This is a genomic window from Rubrivirga sp. (assembly GCF_049648075.1).
Lineage (GTDB): Bacteria > Bacteroidota > Rhodothermia > Rhodothermales > Rubricoccaceae > Rubrivirga.
The window spans coordinates 1-17,135 of sequence record NZ_JBARYR010000033.1 but is presented as its reverse complement, the minus strand read 5'-3'; the positions used below and the strand labels follow the sequence as shown (position 1 = coordinate 17,135).

Here is a 17,135-nt window from a genome sequence, read left to right as displayed (position 1 = left end):
CCGCCGAACAGCTCGTCGCCTCCCAGTCCGGACAGCACCACCTTAAGCCCGGTCTCGGCCGCCGCCCGGCTAACGAGGTAGGTGTTGAGCCCGTCGAGCGTGGGCTGGTCCATGGCTTCGAAGAACGGACCGGCCAGCCCCGCGAACTCGCGTTGCCCCACACGCACGGTCCGGTGGTCGGTCTGGTAGTGGCGGGCCGCGGCCTCGGCCAGAGGGACCTCGTCGTTCGGAGTCCCGGCGTACTCGTCGAACCCGAGCGTCACCGACCGGAGCCGGCCGCCCGCTTCCGTGGCGAGCGCCGCGAGCGTCGTCGAGTCTCGGCCGGCCGATAGAAACACGCCGACCTCGACGTCGGCGACCAGGTGCGCGCGGACCGTGTCCAAGAGGGCCTCACGGACGGCCTGGCGCGGCTCGGCGACGCCGCCGCTCTCCTCGGCGTGGCGGAGGAGGCTGGGCACGGTCGCAAACGGCCGCGGTTGCTCCGCCCCGTCCGGCCCGACCCACTGCGTGTGTCCAGGCGGGAACGCCCGGATGCCGCGGTAGAGCGTGTACGGCTCCGGGACGGAGCCCCACAGGAAGAAGCCTGCGTGGCCGGCCGGCTCCGGCGACGTGTCAACGCCGCCCATCGCCAGGAGCGCCCGGACTTGAGAGGCCGCTCGGAGCGACCGGCCGTCGTCGGCCACGTAGAGCGGCTTGATCCCGTACGGGTCGCGCCCGAGCAAGAGCCCGCCCGCGCGCTCGTCCCAGAGCGCGAACGCGAACATGCCGCGGAGGCGCTCGGCGAAGTCCGCCCCGTGCTCGACGTAGAGCCGCAGCAGCACCTCAGTGTCCGAGGACGACCGGAACCGGTGGCCCCGGGCCTCGAGACCGCGCCGCAGCTCGGCGTGGTTGTAGATCTCCCCGTTGAAGACGACCGTCACGCCCGCGTCCGCGTGCTCCATCGGCTGGTTGCCGTCCGTGCTCAGGTCGATGATGGCCAGCCGTCGGTGCCCAAGCTGGGTCGTGCCGGAGGGGCTGGTCCACGTCCCCCGCCCGTCGGGTCCGCGCGTCGCCATCCGATCACACGCTCGTACGACTCCATCTCGGCCGGGAGGCCTATTGCGGTACGCGAAGTGGGCTGCAATTCCGCACATAATCGATCAGAAGAAGGCCGCGGAGCGAGGATCCACAACCTACCGCGCTACGTCGTGCGTGAGCGAGATCAGCCTGGCCACGATGGGGGTGCCGGTAAGCACGCTCGTCACCAAGGAATCGGGAGCGGCATCCGGGCCGTCCGCGCCACACCGCGGACGAGCCCGCTCACCAATACGACCAGCGTGTACCACGCCCGCCACGTCACCGAACCGACCTCGAGGCCGAGGTTCTCACGCGCTGTGGAGCGGAGGCGAACGCCGCAGACCGGTCGGCTCTCGAGATCTCGAGGACCGCAAGCAGCTCCGGGACGGCGTGGAGCCCTGCGCGGCCGTCCTCGAGGACGACTCGGACAGCGGGTGAGGCGCCACTCACCTCGCGAAGGGCTGGCCTATGACGGCGTGTCATCGATCGACGAACCGGTGGTGCGAAAAGTGGTCGAGCCCGTCGGGGACCTGTTTGGGACGAGCCAGCGCGCTCACAACTGCATCTGCGACGGCATCCAGGTCTTCGGGGTCGACCGTTGGACCCAATCGCCCGTCGAGGACGGCCTCCCTCGACCCGTCTGCCATGGAAGCCACGACGGGAACCCCGCTCGCCATGGCCTCGAGGAGGACGATCCCGAACCCCTCCCCCCGGCTGGGCATCGCGAAGGCGTCCGCGACACGGTACATCCCGGGCTTGTCCGCCTCGTCGACATAGCCCGTGAACACGACACGGTCGGCCACACCCAGCCGAGCGGCCTTCGCCTCCAGCCGCGCACGGTCCGGTCCGTCACCGGCGATGACATAGACCACGTTCGGCACCCTGCGCGCGATCTCCGGCAGCGCCTCGAGGACGACGTCGAACCCCTTCCGACGCTCGAGGCCGGCCAGGCGGCCCAGCGTCAACACAACGGCTCGGCCAGCCAGACCGTACTTCCTCCGTAGCGCCTCGGGTGCCGGACCGGGCGAGAATGGGCCAGGAGCGAACGTGTTCGGCACCACGGACCGTTGGGCACGGTGAACGGGAGCCCACGACGAGAACCGCTCGAGGGTCGTCGTGCTCACAGCCGCGACATGGTCCACCCGGGGGAGCGCGAGCCCAAGCGCGGCACTCCGGATTCCCCTCCGTGGCTCCCAGGCTTCGATTCCGTGGAGGACCAGGAGCAGCGGTATGCGGCGGGCCACTGCGATGGTCGCCGCCAGTGGGATCAGGTGAAGGTGCCCGCACAACACACCGTCTGCACGGAACCCGCTCCCAAGAGCAGAGCGGACGTACGGTCCAGCTCCTCGCAGCGACGCCTCATCCACCACTACCCCTTCTGGCATCCCTTCGACACGCTCCGCTGCCAGTCGGGCGACGACCTCGATGCGGCCAATCCTGGGATGAGAGGCGACGGCGCCGAGGGTCTGGCGGTTGAACTCCGCGATTCCGCCGCGCCCACCGTAGGCGTCCGTCACGAGGGCAAGCAGGCGTAGGGAGGAGTTCGCCACGAGGTCGATTGTGGGCCGAGAGGCAACCCACTCCGGATCGTCTGCCACTGCCGATTCTCCCCGTCCCGCGATCGTTCCTCGTGGGTGTTGGACCCCGTGTAGAATCGGAGGCGTTCAAGCTGAGAGGACCGACCCAGGCGTCTGTCTCTTCACTAGGCGTCCTGTGTACGCCCCTCGTTACATCGGACGCTTGCTGTCCAGCCCAGACTGACACTCGGCAAGGTCGATGCACTTAACCTGATCTCACACGTCGGCGGCGTCCCCGCGCCTTATCGTCAGTCTGCATCCGTCCACTATAATCATGCCCCTCGACGGACCTACGCCCGCGTCTGCTCGACGGCATACACGCGGCAACAAACAACTCGAAGAGATCCTCGATCTCCTCTACCGCCGCCGATGGATCATAGCGGCCCTGACCCTGCTCGGCCTGGCCCTCTCTGGAGCGGCGCAGTACGCCCAGACGCCGACCTACACGACGTCGTCCTTGGTGCTCGTCGAGCTTAGCCGGGCGAACGCGAGCGCGCGAGGTCCCTCCGCACCGGACGAATTCGTGCGCGACCAACGGTCGGTCTACACCGAGCTCTTTGTTCTGAACGCGTCCCGAGGGATCCGGGAGCGGGTCGCTGACCGCCTCGGCGACGACGAGGGCCGCCTCCCACCCGGAGCCGTCTCGTTCTCGCTCGCCGACCGCAATGTGTCGAGCGGGATCCGGATCAACGCCTCTAGCACAGACCCCGAGGCCGCCGCCGCCCTCGCGAACGCGTATGCCGAGGAGTACGTGACGCAGACCCAGATCGCGAGCCGTACCTACCTCACGGAATCAAGAGAGTTCTTGGAGCAGCAGGCCGAGCGGCTTCGGGGGCAGGTCGCGGCGGCGGACGCGACCGTCGAAGGACGCATGGCCTCGGCCGGTTCCACCACGCTCGGCAGTGGCGCCTTGCTGGGCCAGCTCTCGACGCTCCGGACCCAACTCGGCGAGGCCCAGATCGACCGCCAGATGCGGCAGAACCGGCTCGCCTCGATCGAGTCCCAGCTCAACGACATCACGCCGCGCTTGGCCGACCGCATGGCGTCGGGGACCGACCGCCGCGTCGTCACCCTCGAAGAGCAGATCAGCGGCCTCGAGGGCGAGCTCCAAACGTTCGAGCGGCGAGAAGCCGCTGGTCAGGATTTCGACGAGGCTCGGGCTCGAACAATTCGGACCCGAATCGCCAACCTCGAGAGGGAGAAAGAGGCCGCCGCCGCTCAGTACGTCGAGGAGGTCATGAGCGCCGGCGGGATCGCCGCACCCGCTGAAGCCCTCTCGTACGTCGCCGACCTTCAGGGCCAGGCTGCCCAAGAGCGGGTCGCACTGTCCGGACTCTCCGGGCGAATCTCTCAGCTCAACAGCAGGATCGCACAGGTCAACTCGGAGCTTGGACGCGCTCCATCGCAGACGATCTCGCTCGAGCGGGCGTCTCAGGACCGGGAGGCGGCGTCCTCGACGTACGCGACCGTGGTGTCTCAGCTCGAACAAGTCCGTGTCCAAGAAGAGTCGGAGCCCGGGTACGCCCGTGTGTTGCGCGAGGCGCCGGTCCCGCGCGCGCCGACAGGACCGGGGTGGACACGTGTGATCGGGCTCGGCCTCATGGTTGGGCTGGGACTGGGAATGGGGCTGGCGATCGTCGTCGACCGGCTCGACAACAGGGTCTACAAGCCGGAGCACGTGGCCGCGCTCGGCGTCCCCGTCTTGGAGACGATCCCTGACCTGGGACCCGTTCTCGAGGACGTCCTCGGCGGGGCAGAGACGCTTCCTGTCAACGGCCGCGATGTCGTCACGGACCTCGTGACCATCCATGCTCCGCTTTCGCCGGCGTCCGAGACGTATCGTCACCTCAGAACCGCGGTCCAGTTTAGCCGACCCAACACGGTCGTCAAGACGATCCTCGTTACGAGCGCAGCGCCCGGCGAGGGCAAGTCGACGACGGCCGCGAACCTCGCGACCACGTTTGCTCAGGGAGGGAGGACCACGGTCCTCATCGATGCGGACCTCCGCCGTCCCCGTACGCACGAGCAGTTTGGTGCTCCGTCTCATCCGGGACTGTTCCAACTCTCCCAGGCGCGTGTGGACAGCTCGGAACTCCCACAAACCCTCTCCCAGTCGTTCGCCACCGGCGTGGAGGACCTGTTCGTCATCCCCGCCGGAGCCCTCGCCCTCGAGGACGCCAGCGACTCCCCGGACGACGGGCGCGCGATCATCCCGAACCCAGCCGAGGTGCTTGGCTCCTCCGGTTTCCGGGACCTCCTCGCCGAACTCAGCAAAGCGGTGGATGTCGTCGTGATCGACACGCCCCCAGTCTTGGTAGCTACCGACGCCGTCCTCTTGTCAGCCCAAGCTGACGCCACCGTGTTGGTCGTGAGCGCGGGGGCCTCGAAGGTGGGTGACATCCAACAGGCCCTCAGCCACCTGGACGACGTCGGAGCGCAGGTCGCCGGTGCCGTCCTCAACCGATTCACCCTAGACAACGCCAAGGGATATGCCTACACCTACGGCCATTACTCTCGGTACGGAGCCTACTCGAAGTACTCGTACACCGGAAAGCAGGCGCCAAAGAAGAGGGTTCGAGGGAAGCGTGATCATGACTCGAAGCCTCGTCAGACCGTTTGACCCCCGCCCTGCCCTCTCCCCACGCGATGTCTCGCTCATTCCTCCTCGGCTTGGCCCTCTTCGCGTGCTCCGTCGCGGCCAGTGCGCAGGACAGCTCGGCCGTCATCGATGAGCCGGTAGCTCGAGGCACGGCCTACTTCGTCTTCGCCGAACCGGGAGCCCCCACCGTCGAGGTGCTGTTCCTAGGCGAGGGGATCCAGAACGGGATCTACCGCCTCCAACGGGGAACGAGCCTTGTCGAGGCGATCGCGCTAGCGGGCGGGACCCCGCGGTCCGACTCGACGTCAACCGCGATCCTCTCGGCCTCGATCCGCGTCCTCCGGGACGTCAGCGGCTCCCCCAGCGTCATTTTCGAGACCTCACCCGAACGCCTGATCGCGAACCGGGACCGCCACCCGTCCCTCGAGGACGGGGACGTGATCGAGACGGAAGTGGTCTTCGAGGCCGTCGAGCCCGAGGACGAGCCCTTCACGTTTTCGGATGGCGTGAATGTTGCCAGCCGCTTGGCGTCTGTCGTATCAGTCGTGCTTCTGTTGCTCAGAAGCCGTTAGTAGCAACGTCTCGCCACATCCCGGACCGGATGCTACCGCTCTTCCTTCTCGCTGCAGCCGCCGTCGGCGTGGCCTTCGGGGTGACCGTCTTGGCGACGCCCCTCGTCCGCCGGGTGGCGCTGAAGCGAGCCTGGACGGATCACCCCGACGGGCACCGCAAGTTTCACGTGGCGCCGACTCCGTCTTCTGGAGGGATCGCCATCTTCGCTGGCGTCGCTGCTGCGACGGCGATCGTCGTGGTGGCTCTCCCCCACCTCGGGTTGGGACCTCTCGGCATTCCGGGTATCGCCATGGTCGGCGGCATCCTGGTGATGGTCCTGGGAGCGATCGACGACGTACGAGGATTGGACTTCAAAACGAAGCTCGTCGTCGAGGTTTTCGTCGCCTACATGCTCCTGCATGCCGGCCTTCGCATTAACCTCTCCGTCCTCCCGTTCGTGGGTGAGGACGTGTTCCTCCACGCACTGTATTCGATCCCTCTGACCATCTTATGGGTCGTCGGAGTCATGAACGCGGTCAACTTGGTTGACGGGATCGATGGGTTGGCCTCGGGCGTGGTCGCGATCGCGTTTGCGAGCATGGCCCTGGCCTATGGGCTCGCAGGAGATCTGCCGTTGGTGTTCGTTGCTCTCGTGTTCGTAGGGGCGCTCGCGGGATTCCTCGTACACAACTTCAACCCCGCCTCCATCTTCATGGGGGACTCGGGGAGCTTGTTTCTCGGATATGCGCTCGCCGTTTACACGCTCTCAGGGCCGATACGCGAGGAAGCCATTTTAACCCCTGCCCTGCCCCTGTTGGCGTTGGGGCTCCCTCTTCTCGACACGTCGCTTTCGATGGTCCGGCGAGTCTCGAGCAGAAGAGCAATGATGGCCCCTGACCATGACCACATCCATCACCGCATGTCCCGAGCGATGTCTACGCGGAAGGCCGTCGCCGTGCTGTACGCCATATCGGCCATGTTTGGGCTCTTGGCTGTTCTCGCGGACTCGACGACAGGGATGGGCGTCCTAATCGCTCTCGGATGTGCCGCAGCCGTTGCCACCGGCTTGCTGATCCGTCTCGGGTATGTCCGGCTTCCATACGCTGCACCTGCTCTCAAGCCGGTCGCATTCCCTCCTACGGTCGGGTCAAACACTCCCGACGTCAACGTCGATTCAGACGCGCCGGCCCCTGCTCAATCAGACGCAGGGCCGCCCCGCCCCTCACCGCTGGCACGCCGGCCGGCGCCACCAGCCAGCCCCCCAAGATCCTCCAGAGCCATACCGTGATCTTCCCCGTCCGTTGTGGTCACTTCCCAGGCGTATTCCGCTGGCCCAAACGCAATACAGCCGTAACTTGACAGGCCTTTTGAAGTGCCACCGCCAACACCTCAGAAGTGACTCTAGGGACACAAGGTTGGTCTGCCATGGCTCGCGGGTCCTCTCTCTCTATGATGCGAGAAGCATTGAACTCCACTGACGCGTCGCCTCTACTGATTCCATGATTGTCTCGACGAGCACGAAGGTCGTGGCCTCCCCCGACTTAACCCTGGCTGACCTCGGCGACGAGGCGGTCGTTCTCGACCCATCATCGGGGACCTACTTTGGCCTGAATGCCGTCGCGACGAGGATCATAACTCTCGCTACTGACCCGGTCACGACGGACGAGCTGGTCGACAGGCTCCTCACCGAGTTTGAGGTAGACCGCCACGTCCTCGCCCGTGACATCGCTGGGTTTGTTTCGGACCTCGTGCGACGGGGCATCCTCATCACCCAGTAGAGCGCGTGGCTCGCCAATCTTCCTTCCGCACGGCAACAGCGCTCACCGGACCCCGATGGGTCGCCTTGGCCAGGGCTGCGGCCTGGATTTTCTGGACGCGCGCGGTCCTAACGCTGCGTCCGTGGAACAGAGTTGCTCCTGCTTTCGAGCGCGACCCGGTGCGTTCAGGTCCGCCAAACTGGAGTCAGGCGAAGATTGACCTTTGGGCTGTTGAGGCTGTCGCTCGGCGCGTCCTCCCCGAGAAGCCCTGCCTTACCCAAGCACTGGTCGCTCGCAAGTTGCTCCGGCGCCACGGGGTCGACACCACCCTCCGCCTTGGCGCGGCGCGAACGGGACAGCGGGGATTCCGCGCGCACGCCTGGCTCGAACACAACGGAACCACCGTCATCGGGCGGACACAAGGAGACAGCTACATCCCGTTCGCTCCACTTTCCCAAAGTGTAGATCCAGAGCTAAACCTGTGAGCGGAATCGCGGCCGTTTTGTGGCGTGATGGTCGGCGAAGCGCGGCTGGCGATGCGAGCCGGATGGCCCACCGCCTGTCGCGCCGTGGGCCTGACGACCAGAGCTCCTGGGACAGTGGGCCGGTAGGCATGGGGCATGCCATGTTGAGAACGACGCCAGAGTCGCTCGACGAAACGCTTCCGCTCGTCGCTGGCCCCTTCGCACTCACGTCCGACGCACGTCTCGACAACCGCGACACCCTACTTGCGCAGCTCGCGCCAGATCTGCAGGCTCTCGGCCTCGAGGACGCCGTCGTCCCGGACAGCTCGCTTCTCCTCGCGGCGTACGCACGGTGGGGCGAGGACTGTGTAGACCACCTACGGGGTGCATTCGCGTTCGCGCTGTGGGACGGTTGGAAGCAAAAGCTCGTCTGCGTACGGGACCACTTCGGGATCCGACCGCTTTACACCGTAGACCGCTCTGACCTTATCGCAGTCGCGAGCGAGCCAAAGGCCCTGTTCGCCCTCGAGGGTGTTGACCCGGTCCTCGATGACGACCGCATTGCCGAGTCGCTCTCTGCTCGCCTGTACGACCCGATCGGGACCAGCTTCCGGGGCATTGTCCGGCTCCCAGCCGCCCACGTCTTGACCGCCGACCTCGATGGCACCCGACAGCGACGCTACTGGACGCTCGAGCCCGACGATCCGCCACCGCCAGGCCAAGCCGCGGACCGGTTCGCGGAGATCTTCGAGGACGCCGTTCGGTGCCGAGTCCGTAGCGCCTTCCCCGTCGGCTCCGAGCTAAGCGGGGGGCTCGACTCATCGGCGGTGACTGTCGTGGCCGCTCGCCTCCTCGAGGGCGAGCCGCTCCATACCGTCTCGCTCGCCTATTCAGATCCGGCCGCCGACGAGCGCCCCTTCGGGCAGGCCGTCCTCGACCAACTCGGTAGCGCTGCCATCCCTCACTACGTCGAGCCAGAGAAGGAACGGCTGGTTGATCTCTACACCGAGATCTATCAGTCGCTCGATGACCTCCGGGCACGAGGCAACGGCTACGGCAACTACCTGACCGCGCGCGAGCTCAGCCGTCATGGAGTACGCGTGATGCTGACCGGCCAGGACGGTGACTCCGCCGTCTGGCACGGGTGGGAGCGGCTCGCCGAGCTCGCCCTCGAGGGCGACTGGGCCGGCGTCAAACGAGAAGCCGACCTCGCGTTCGCCCGGTGTCGCGAAGACCAGGACCGGTCGAGGTCGCAGTACCCCTACACTCAGGCCTCCCAACTAGCGAGTGCCCACATCACGCCTGTCCTCCGGTGGTGGGCCGAAGAGAAAGCAGTCGGGCCGTTTGCCCGAGCGTCGCTGGGCATCCACCGCCAGTACGGGACTCCCTTGTTTACTCAGTTGAGTCACTACTGGCGGTTCTTCGCCCTCCCCCAGGCGTCTCTCCGCGCCCGAGCGCGTCGGGCCGCCGACGTCTCGGCCCGTTCGCTCGTCCCCCCGACGGCCAGTACGGACCTCGTACGGCGTACGGGCCTCTACCGGCGTCTCGCAAAACACCAACTGCGCACCCAAACGGCGGGCCGCGGCGAGTTCACTGCCCAGCAGGCCCAGCGCCGCGCTCTGCGGTCCGAGGGTATCGAGGGGAGCCTCAACAAGCTCGACCTGTACCCGGCCGCCTCAGGCGTCGAGGCCCGGCACCCCTTCATGGACGTCCGTCTAGTTCAGTTTTGCCTCGGACTCCCCAGCAGAACCAAACTGGCCGGAGGGTGGAGCCGGGCCGTGCTGCGAGACGCCGTCGGACACGAACTGCCGGCGGTGGTGCGGCGGCGGATGAACAAGATGGACCACGGCCGACAACAGGACAACTTCATCTTCCGGTCTGACCCCGACCGCGTCCAGGCCTTGCTCGACGCTCCTGGGGCGGCGGCCGCGTACCTCGACCTCGAGGCCGTACAGTCCCTATGGGACCGGGGCCGACGCGATTCCGACGCGCTCGACGGCTGGGAGGTCGCCTGGGTCGCGGCCGCCGTTACGCTGATCCTTTGGTTTCGGGCGTCACCGCTCTCCCCGAGCCGGGGGCGTCTAGGGAGCAGTAGACGGGGCCTGCACAGGAAGCGCTTCCAGTGTTGATGTTTAAGGGTTACGCTCTACGGTCTCAAACTGAGACACTAGTTGGAGAGGGGGATTAGGGAATCCTCCTACCTTGAACAATCTGTTTGCTTAGTTGCCATTCGGTTCCGTTGCCGTACACTATACCCCGTCCAGGTCCTCTTGGAAAGCTCCTGGACCAGGCTCTCACCTGCCGCTCTCACCTGCCGCTCTCCGCCCTATGGCTCACACCACGAAGAAAACGTATCAGCATCCGCTCCTCGAGGAGATCGGCGGCGTCGCCACGCTGACCGCCGCGCTCGGCACCGACAGCCGGGCCGACTTCTCCGAGTTCCCGGCTCTCCCGGCCTCGAACGGCTCGTTCGACGTCTGCGACGGGAACACGGCGAACGACAACCCCGGCGACTTCTGCGAGTAACGCACACCTTGCCGAGAGGCGCTCGGCACGCGGCTGCGAGACCAACGTCTCGCAGCTGTTGTGGGCTCCGCCCCAATCGGGCCACCCCGCACGGACAGTTCTGTCCACGTTGATCCGCGGATCCTGAGGCCCTCTGACGGCTCCGCTCTACTTCCCCACGGGCTCACCCGTACATCCTATGAAAAAGACTTACCAGGCCCCGCTCCTCGAGGAGATCGGCGGCGTCGCCACGCTGACCGCCGCGCTCGGCACCGACAGCCGGGCCGACTTCTCCGAGTTCCCGGCCCTCCCGGCCTCGAACGGCTCGTTCGATGCTTGCGACAGCAACCCGAACAACAACACGGATCCCGACTTCTGCGGCGGCTGAGCCCACCCGTCGGTCCGATAACATGCCCCGCGCTAGCTTCGGCTGGCGCGGGGTTTGCTTTGGCTCGCGCGGCCCGCCTCGCTCCTATGCCCGTCCGCACCTACACGGCTTTCGGCCTCACGGTCGCTTCGGATCTTGCCCTAGCAGGTTTCGTCGCGACGGAGCCCACAGTCCCACCCGACGTCGTCGTCCGCACCGGCCCCGTCGAGGCCGGACACGACGGGGCTCAACACGTGGGGGCCCGTGCCGACGGTGTCCTGTCGGCCACGATCCGGGACGGCCGCGACCTCCTCGTCGAGGTGTCGCCCGCGGCCGATCCGAAGTACGCCAGCGCCGTCATCACCGGCGAGCTCTTCTCGGTCGTGCTCCGGCAGCGCGGTCTCCTAGTGCTCCACGGCTCGGCCGTCGCTCGAGACGGAGTGGCTATCGGGTTCGTCGGCGACTCCGGCTGGGGAAAGTCCACGCTGGCGGCCACCCTGATCAAACGCGGGTGGCGGCTGCTCACGGACGACCTCCTAGTCGTGGATCACCTCGGGACGGACCGCACACCGACCGCGATCCCGACCCACCCCATGATGCGGCTCTCCCGCGAGGCCGCCGAGCGGCTCGACGAGGGCGAGGGGCGAGGCCAGGCCCACGCCCAAACTCCCAAGCTGCGGGTCGACCACCAAGCGGCGTTCTCTAAGGCACCAGCGGAGCTGAGCCGGATCTGGGTCCTGGACCCCCGCCTGGCCGACGACCACGAGTCCGTCGACCTCTCACCGCTCCAGGCCGTCCACGAACTCGTTCGGCACACCCGTGGAAAGCGGCTTCTTGTCTCAGACCCGTTCAAGGCAAGTCTCCTCAACCAGTGCGCCGACCTGGTCAAGCGCACACCGGTCCAAGCCCTTCGACGGCGGTTCGGACTGGAGCACGTTCCGTCTCTCTGCGACTTCGTAGAGTCCAACATCGCCAGGTCGACGTGACCGCGCGTCTCGACGCGGTCAAGATGCGCGCCGCTCACGCGCGACGCGCGATTCGCATGGTGTGGGAGGCCGCGCCCAGGCTCGCCATGGGTTGGTTCGCACTCCTGACTGTGCAAGGCGTGATCCCGGCCGGGATCGTCTATACGACCAAGCAAGTCGTCGACACGGCGAACGCCGCTATCGGTGGTGGGCTCTCAGCGGACAACGTGGGGCCGGTCGCGTTCTGGGCGGCAGTGATGGTCGGTCTCCTTCTTGCTCAGCGTGTGCTGGGGTCGCTCGTCGGCTATGTCCAGGTGGCCCACGGCGAGAACGTCCAAGACCGGATCAAGGAGCGTATCCACGCCAAGGCCATCGCCGTCGACTACGCCTTCTACGAGTCGAGCGACTACCAGGACAAGCTCCAGCACTCGAACGGGCAAGCGGGCTCTCGCGCGTTGAGCCTACTCCAGAACGTGGGCACGTTGGTCCGCGACGGCATCAGCTTTGGCTCGATCGCGACGCTCCTGGCCGTGCAGTACGCGTGGTGGCTCCCGCTCGCGCTCCTCGGAGGGACGCTGCCCGTGCTCTGGGTCGTCTCACGACACAACCAACGCTACACGGAGTGGTGGCGGTCCTCCATGCAACGCCGGCGGTGGACGACTTACCTCGACGTCGTGCTGAGCTATCCGGAGTTCGCCGGCGAGGTGCGGTTATTTGGCATCGGAAAGACGTTGGCGGCTTCCTATCAGCGCGTCCGTCGCGAGCTCCGTCGCGAGCGGCTCCGGCTGCTGCGCGCCCAGTCCGTCGCGACGTTCGGGGCGGCGCTCGTCGGGCTCGTCACGCTCGGCGGGGCGATGGCGTGGATGGTCCAGCGCGCGTTTACCGGATCGGGTACGCTCGGCGACCTCGCTCTTTTCTACGGGGCGCTCAACCAGGGGCTCGCGCTCATGCGATCGCTCGTTGGAGGGGCCGGTCAGATGTACGCCAACACGCTCTTCCTCGAGGACTTGTTCGCCTTCCTCGACATCGAGCGGGCGCAAGCGGACCCCGCCGTTCCCGAGCCGTTCCCGACGAGCCTACGCAAGGGAATCACGTTTGAGGACGTCTCATTCACCTACCCCGGCGCGGCGGAGCCGTCGGTAGCCGGGCTCAACCTGTGGCTTCCGAACGGAAAGATCACCGCCATCGTGGGCTCAAATGGAGCCGGCAAAAGCACCCTTCTCAAGCTGCTCTGCCGGTTCTACGAGCCCGATGCCGGCCGCATCCTGATCGACGGCCTCGACACCCGAGGATTCGCCCACCGCGACCTCATGGAGCACGTCTCCGTGCTGTTCCAGGACCCCGTCCGCTACCAGACGTCCGCGACAGACAACATCCGCTACGCTCAGATGGACGCGAGCGACACTGATGTGCGGCGCGCAGCGGAGGCGGCCGGTGCGCGGGAGTTTCTCGAGCGACTGCCGAACGGGTTCGAGACCAAGCTCGGCAAGATGTTCTACGAGAGCGGCGAGCTCAGCGGTGGGCAGTGGCAGCGCGTCGCGTTGGCACGCGCCTACCTCCGCCAGTCCCCCATCCTCGCCCTCGATGAGCCGACGAGCGCCATGGACTCATGGTCCGAGATGGAATGGTTCGAGCGGCTGCGCACGCTCGCCGAAGGCCGAACGGCCCTCGTCATCACGCACCGATTCACCGTCGCCATGCAGGCCGACGTCATCCACGTCCTTGACCAGGGGCGCGTCGTCGAGTCCGGGTCACACCGCGAACTCGTCGCTCGAGGTGGCCGCTACGCACGGTCGTGGGACGAGCAGACCCGTCGGGCGCGCGTCGCGGAAGCCGCGGTCTAGGGCGTCGGGCCTCCTAGCTATCTTTCATCGATGCCCCCGCTCGTACCGCCTGCATTCCGCCTCGTCCAGCTCGCCGCCTGCAGCGAGCTCTCGGCCAAGCGTGCGAGCGCCCTCAACGCTGCCGTCTCCAATGTCGAAGACTGGAACGAGGTAGTCCGTCTGGGCGTGTTCCACAAGGCGCTTCCACTTCTCCACACCCACCTCCGAGACCACCCCGGCGTTCCTGACAACGTCCGGAGCTTCGTCCTGAACCACGCCCGGGTATCGTCTCGGCTATCGCTCCTGCTGATGTCTGAGATGGAGCAGATCGGTAGCGCCCTCGAACATGCTGGGGTCTCCTACCTCGTCCTGAAGGGCCCCTCGCTCTCCCAAGCGTACGGGGGACTGTCGCGACGCCCCTTCGTCGACAACGACCTCCTGATCGAGCCTGCGGACTTTGGTCGCGTCGAGGACGTACTCTTGAGCATGGGGTTCAGGGAGCGAAAGCGGAGCGACTTCCAGCAATGGGGGTACCTCCACGTCCATGGCGAGTACACCTTCGGTAGGACGGTGGGCGACCTCGGCTCAACCGTCGATGTCCACACGCGGCTCGCTCCGTTCGGCTATGGGTACGCGCCGGACGTGGCCGCGCTCCTCTCACGCGCACGACCGGTCCCCGTTTCGCGAACCCAGGTGCCCTCCCTCTCATGGGACGACACCGTCGTGGCCTTAAGCGTTAACGCCCTGAAAGACCAATGGGACCGCCTGCGCCTAGCGGCGGACATCGCGGCTGTGGCCGAGTTCGTCGACGATTGGGATGGCGTGCTCGCGAAGGCCTCGAACCATCGCGTGCGGCGTGCGCTCTTCCTCGCCCTGCTCGTAAGCGAGGACGTAGCCGACGGTCGTTTTCCACCTGAGTTGCTGGACCAAGCGCGCCAGGACCTTCGGGCTCGCCGCCTGGCCGAGTATGTCTGGACCACGTGGTGCGAGGACGAAGCGACGCGGCCGCTCCGCGACCGTGCCAAGCTGACCCTCCTAGTCCAAGACGGCCTCGTTGGCCAGTTGAGGTACGCCGCTTACACCGCCGTCCGCCGGATTTCGGAACGTCTCGTTGCGACCACCGCTCCCCAGTGATCTGGGAGGTTAGATGCGCCCTTCCAACACGCCATGGACCCGCTCGCTGCTGCAACGGCTCTGAGAGCCCTCGTCGCTCAAGCCGACACCGAGCTTGCCGCGACGAGGCACCTCGTCACAGCGGCACGGGCGCTCCGTTCCGCCGGGCGCACCACCGACGCGGAAGCGCTCTACCGAGACGTCGTCGCGACGCGACCAAAGGACGTAGCCGTGGTACGCGAGCTGATAGAGATGCTCGCTGACCAGGAACGGTGGGACGATGTCCGGGCGCTCTTGCTCTCCGCTCTTGCGATGGCGCCAGACGAGGCGTGGGTCCACCACACTTTCGCGCGAGCGAGCCCAGGATCGGTCTACCTATCGCGGGTTTGGCCTGCTAAGGACGGACCCGTCCCACGATCTATTGAGGCCGCTACTGGTGTGCTGGCGAACAACGCCCTACCGAGCCGTACGCGCCTTCTCGGGCACCTTCTGCTCGCCTCGGGCCGCCCCGCGCGTGCCGCCGACGTGTACGCCGCCCTGGGACCGCCGGGCCGCGCCCTCCAAGCGGAGGCTTTGAGGTACGCCGGGCTCGCTGTGAAGGCAGACGTCATCAGCGGTTGCGCGCGCGTCCGGTCCGGCGACTTTGCACGTGGAGAGGCCCTGTTGCGCCGGTCGATCGAACGCGGCGAGGGGACAGCGGAGGCCTACGCCCACCTCGTTACGGCGGTTGAACACCGCCACGCATACGACGGCGCGCTCACAGTCGCACGTGAGGGCCTACGAGCCTGGCCTCGTGACGTCGTGCTGCGACGGGCCGTCCCCCGACTGCTGATCAAGATGAACCGGACCGCAGAGGCGCAGCATGTCGCCACGCGAATTGGGCGAACCGGGAGCGCCGACGGACGGCTCGACCATACGGCGCTGCTCGGTCTCCCCATCGTCTACGACGGCGTGGACGACGTCGACGCGACGCGAGGCCGGTTCGAGGCGGGCCTCGAGAGACTCGAGGGGACCGTTGACCCCAGCGACCTCGACCGTTGGGGCGGCTTGCTGTTGACGGACAACTTCTACCTCGGATATCAAGCGCACGATGATCGGGCGCTTCAAGAACGATTCAGCGCCCTGGTCGGTCGCGTTGCGCGCACCGCGGCTCCCGGCGCCGCGGTGGCCGCGGGGCGTACCGGTCGCCGGTTGCGGGTCGGTTTTGTCTCCCCGTTTCTCCGGGGACACACCGTCGGGAGGCTGTTCTCGTCGTGGATCACCGAGCGTGACCGCGACCGGGTGGAGGCGGTGCTGTACACCGTGGGCGCGGGCGACATGCAGACCGGGATCGTCCGCATGAGCGCCGATGAGAGCCGCATTCTACGCACCGGCCCAGACGCACCGGCCATCACCGCGCGTGCGGCCGAGATGATCCGAGGCGACGCGCTCGACGTGCTCGTGTATCCCAGCGTGGGCATGAGCGGGCTCATGACGACGCTCGCCAGCCTCCGCCTCGCCCCGTTGCAGGCGGCCAGTTGGGGCCACCCGGTGACGACGGGCTCGAGGGAGATCGACGCGTTCCTCAGCAGCGAGCTCATGGAGCCTCCCGGGGCCGAGGTGCATTACACCGAGCGTCTCGTCCGCCTACCTGGGATCGGCGTCTGTGTCGCCCGACCGCCCGCTGCAGAGCCCGTGCCTCGCTCCGGCTTTGGCCTGCGAGACGATGACATCGTCTACTTGTGTTCGCAGTCCCTCTTCAAGCTCCACCCCGCCGACGACGGGGTATACGCTCAGATCGCGGCGCGCGTCTCCGGATCGGTTGTCGCCTTTATCGAGCACCCGAGCGACCGCGTCACCGAGATGGTGTACCGCCGCTTGGCACGAGCTTTTGAGGCCGGGGGCGCCGACCCTGACCAGCAACTCGTCTTCGTCCCGCGGCTGTCCCCCCGGCGTTTTCGGTCCCTGAACGCCGCCGCCGACGTCTATCTCGATACGCCCCAGTGGTCGGGGGGCATGACAACGTTCGAGGCCGTCGGTGTCGGCCTGCCACCGGTGACGTGGCCGGGGCCCTTGATGCGCGGGCGGCACACGGCGGCGATCCTGTGGCAACTCGGCCTCGACGAGCTCGTCGCTACGTCGCTGTCGGGCTACGTGGACCTCGCGGTCGCGCTGGGCACGGACACGGCGCGGAGGGAGACGCTGCGATCGGAGATCCGAGAGCGGTCGGGACAGGTGTTCGGCGACACGCGGAGCGTATGGGCGCTGGAGACGTTCATGAGCCAGGCCCAATGAAAACGTCGCGCCGGGCGTCAATCGGCTTGGGTGAGCGCGGCGGTGACGGCCCGGTGATCCGAGAGCCCGGACGGCCCGACGGA

15 protein-coding genes are annotated in these 17,135 nt (G+C 67.0%); 12 read left to right on the top strand and 3 right to left on the bottom strand.

The features are described 5' to 3' along the window. Both asnB and WBA11_RS01065 read right to left on the bottom strand, forming a co-directional pair. Nucleotides 1-1,133, bottom strand: a 1,133-nt coding sequence (asnB, locus tag WBA11_RS01070) for an asparagine synthase (glutamine-hydrolyzing) (protein WP_424518883.1), incomplete at its 3' end; no start/stop codon positions are given. 402 nt (nt 1,134-1,535) lie between these two features. Continuing rightward, a complete protein-coding gene (locus tag WBA11_RS01065; RefSeq protein ID WP_424518882.1) occupies nt 1,536-2,606 on the bottom strand; it encodes a glycosyltransferase family 4 protein in 1,071 nt (356 codons plus the stop codon). Nucleotides 2,607-2,907: 301 nt separating this feature from the next. Between WBA11_RS01065 and WBA11_RS01060 the strand changes: the two genes are divergently transcribed. Together WBA11_RS01060 and WBA11_RS01055 are read left to right on the top strand one after the other, a co-directional pair. Beyond that, nucleotides 2,908-5,253: a polysaccharide biosynthesis tyrosine autokinase gene (locus WBA11_RS01060; RefSeq protein ID WP_424518881.1), complete on the top strand. Its 2,346-nt coding sequence runs from the start codon at nt 2,908-2,910 to the stop codon at nt 5,251-5,253. A gap of 26 nt (nt 5,254-5,279) precedes the next feature. Then, a complete protein-coding gene (locus WBA11_RS01055; RefSeq protein ID WP_424518880.1) occupies nt 5,280-5,804 on the top strand; it encodes a hypothetical protein in 525 nt (174 codons plus the stop codon). Between the two features lie 32 nt (nt 5,805-5,836). Here WBA11_RS01055 and WBA11_RS01050 read toward each other — a convergent pair whose 3' ends face one another. After that, nucleotides 5,837-5,971, bottom strand: coding sequence for a hypothetical protein (locus tag WBA11_RS01050; protein WP_424518879.1), 135 nt, complete (start codon nt 5,969-5,971; stop codon nt 5,837-5,839). Between the two features lie 72 nt (nt 5,972-6,043). Here WBA11_RS01050 and WBA11_RS01045 point away from each other — a divergent pair, with 72 nt between their 5' ends. From WBA11_RS01045 to WBA11_RS01000, 10 genes are all read left to right on the top strand, one after another. Further along, nucleotides 6,044-7,072, top strand: a complete 1,029-nt coding sequence (locus WBA11_RS01045) for an MraY family glycosyltransferase (protein ID WP_424518878.1) — start codon at nt 6,044-6,046, stop codon at nt 7,070-7,072. Nucleotides 7,073-7,310: 238 nt separating this feature from the next. Then, nucleotides 7,311-7,562 carry an HPr-rel-A system PqqD family peptide chaperone gene (locus WBA11_RS01040; RefSeq protein ID WP_424518877.1) on the top strand — a complete coding sequence of 84 codons (252 nt, stop codon included), beginning with the start codon at nt 7,311-7,313 and terminating at the stop codon, nt 7,560-7,562. Between the two features lie 5 nt (nt 7,563-7,567). After that, a complete protein-coding gene (locus tag WBA11_RS01035; protein ID WP_424518876.1) occupies nt 7,568-8,026 on the top strand; it encodes a lasso peptide biosynthesis B2 protein in 459 nt (152 codons plus the stop codon). Between the two features lie 62 nt (nt 8,027-8,088). Further along, complete coding sequence (locus WBA11_RS01030) at nt 8,089-10,134, top strand: asparagine synthase-related protein (protein ID WP_424518875.1); 2,046 nt, start codon at nt 8,089-8,091, stop codon at nt 10,132-10,134. 199 nt (nt 10,135-10,333) lie between these two features. Continuing rightward, entirely contained in the window at nt 10,334-10,531 is a 198-nt protein-coding gene (locus WBA11_RS01025; protein ID WP_424518874.1) for a hypothetical protein, read from the top strand. A 178-nt stretch (nt 10,532-10,709) separates the two neighbouring features. Beyond that, entirely contained in the window at nt 10,710-10,898 is a 189-nt protein-coding gene (locus WBA11_RS01020; protein ID WP_424518873.1) for a lasso peptide, read from the top strand. Between the two features lie 86 nt (nt 10,899-10,984). Further along, on the top strand, nt 10,985-11,863 hold the full coding sequence (locus tag WBA11_RS01015) for a hypothetical protein (RefSeq protein WP_424518872.1): 879 nt from the start codon (nt 10,985-10,987) through the stop codon (nt 11,861-11,863). After that, nucleotides 11,860-13,686: an ABC transporter ATP-binding protein gene (locus WBA11_RS01010; protein WP_424518871.1), complete on the top strand. Its 1,827-nt coding sequence runs from the start codon at nt 11,860-11,862 to the stop codon at nt 13,684-13,686. Before WBA11_RS01015 ends, WBA11_RS01010 begins: the two co-directional genes overlap by 4 nt. Nucleotides 13,687-13,716: 30 nt before the next feature. Further along, the gene (locus WBA11_RS01005; RefSeq protein ID WP_424518870.1) at nt 13,717-14,799 is read left to right on the top strand and encodes a nucleotidyltransferase domain-containing protein; all 1,083 of its coding nucleotides are present in this window, start codon (nt 13,717-13,719) and stop codon (nt 14,797-14,799) included. Nucleotides 14,800-14,832: 33 nt separating this feature from the next. Continuing rightward, nucleotides 14,833-17,052 carry a tetratricopeptide repeat protein gene (locus tag WBA11_RS01000; protein ID WP_424518869.1) on the top strand — a complete coding sequence of 740 codons (2,220 nt, stop codon included), beginning with the start codon at nt 14,833-14,835 and terminating at the stop codon, nt 17,050-17,052. The last annotated feature ends 83 nt before the right edge of the window (nt 17,053-17,135 follow it).

Bases quoted from the DNA above. Each gene is read 5' to 3' on its own strand.
- WBA11_RS01060 (WP_424518881.1), top strand. From the start codon at position 2,908: ATGCCCCTCGACGGACCTACGCCCGCGTCTGCTCGACGGCATACACGC.
- WBA11_RS01055 (WP_424518880.1), top strand. From the start codon at position 5,280: ATGTCTCGCTCATTCCTCCTCGGCTTGGCCCTCTTCGCGTGCTCCGTC.
- WBA11_RS01030 (WP_424518875.1), top strand. From the start codon at position 8,089: ATGGCCCACCGCCTGTCGCGCCGTGGGCCTGACGACCAGAGCTCCTGG.
- WBA11_RS01025 (WP_424518874.1), top strand. From the start codon at position 10,334: ATGGCTCACACCACGAAGAAAACGTATCAGCATCCGCTCCTCGAGGAG.
- WBA11_RS01020 (WP_424518873.1), top strand. From the start codon at position 10,710: ATGAAAAAGACTTACCAGGCCCCGCTCCTCGAGGAGATCGGCGGCGTC.
- WBA11_RS01015 (WP_424518872.1), top strand. From the start codon at position 10,985: ATGCCCGTCCGCACCTACACGGCTTTCGGCCTCACGGTCGCTTCGGAT.
- WBA11_RS01005 (WP_424518870.1), top strand. From the start codon at position 13,717: ATGCCCCCGCTCGTACCGCCTGCATTCCGCCTCGTCCAGCTCGCCGCC.
- WBA11_RS01000 (WP_424518869.1), top strand. From the start codon at position 14,833: ATGGACCCGCTCGCTGCTGCAACGGCTCTGAGAGCCCTCGTCGCTCAA.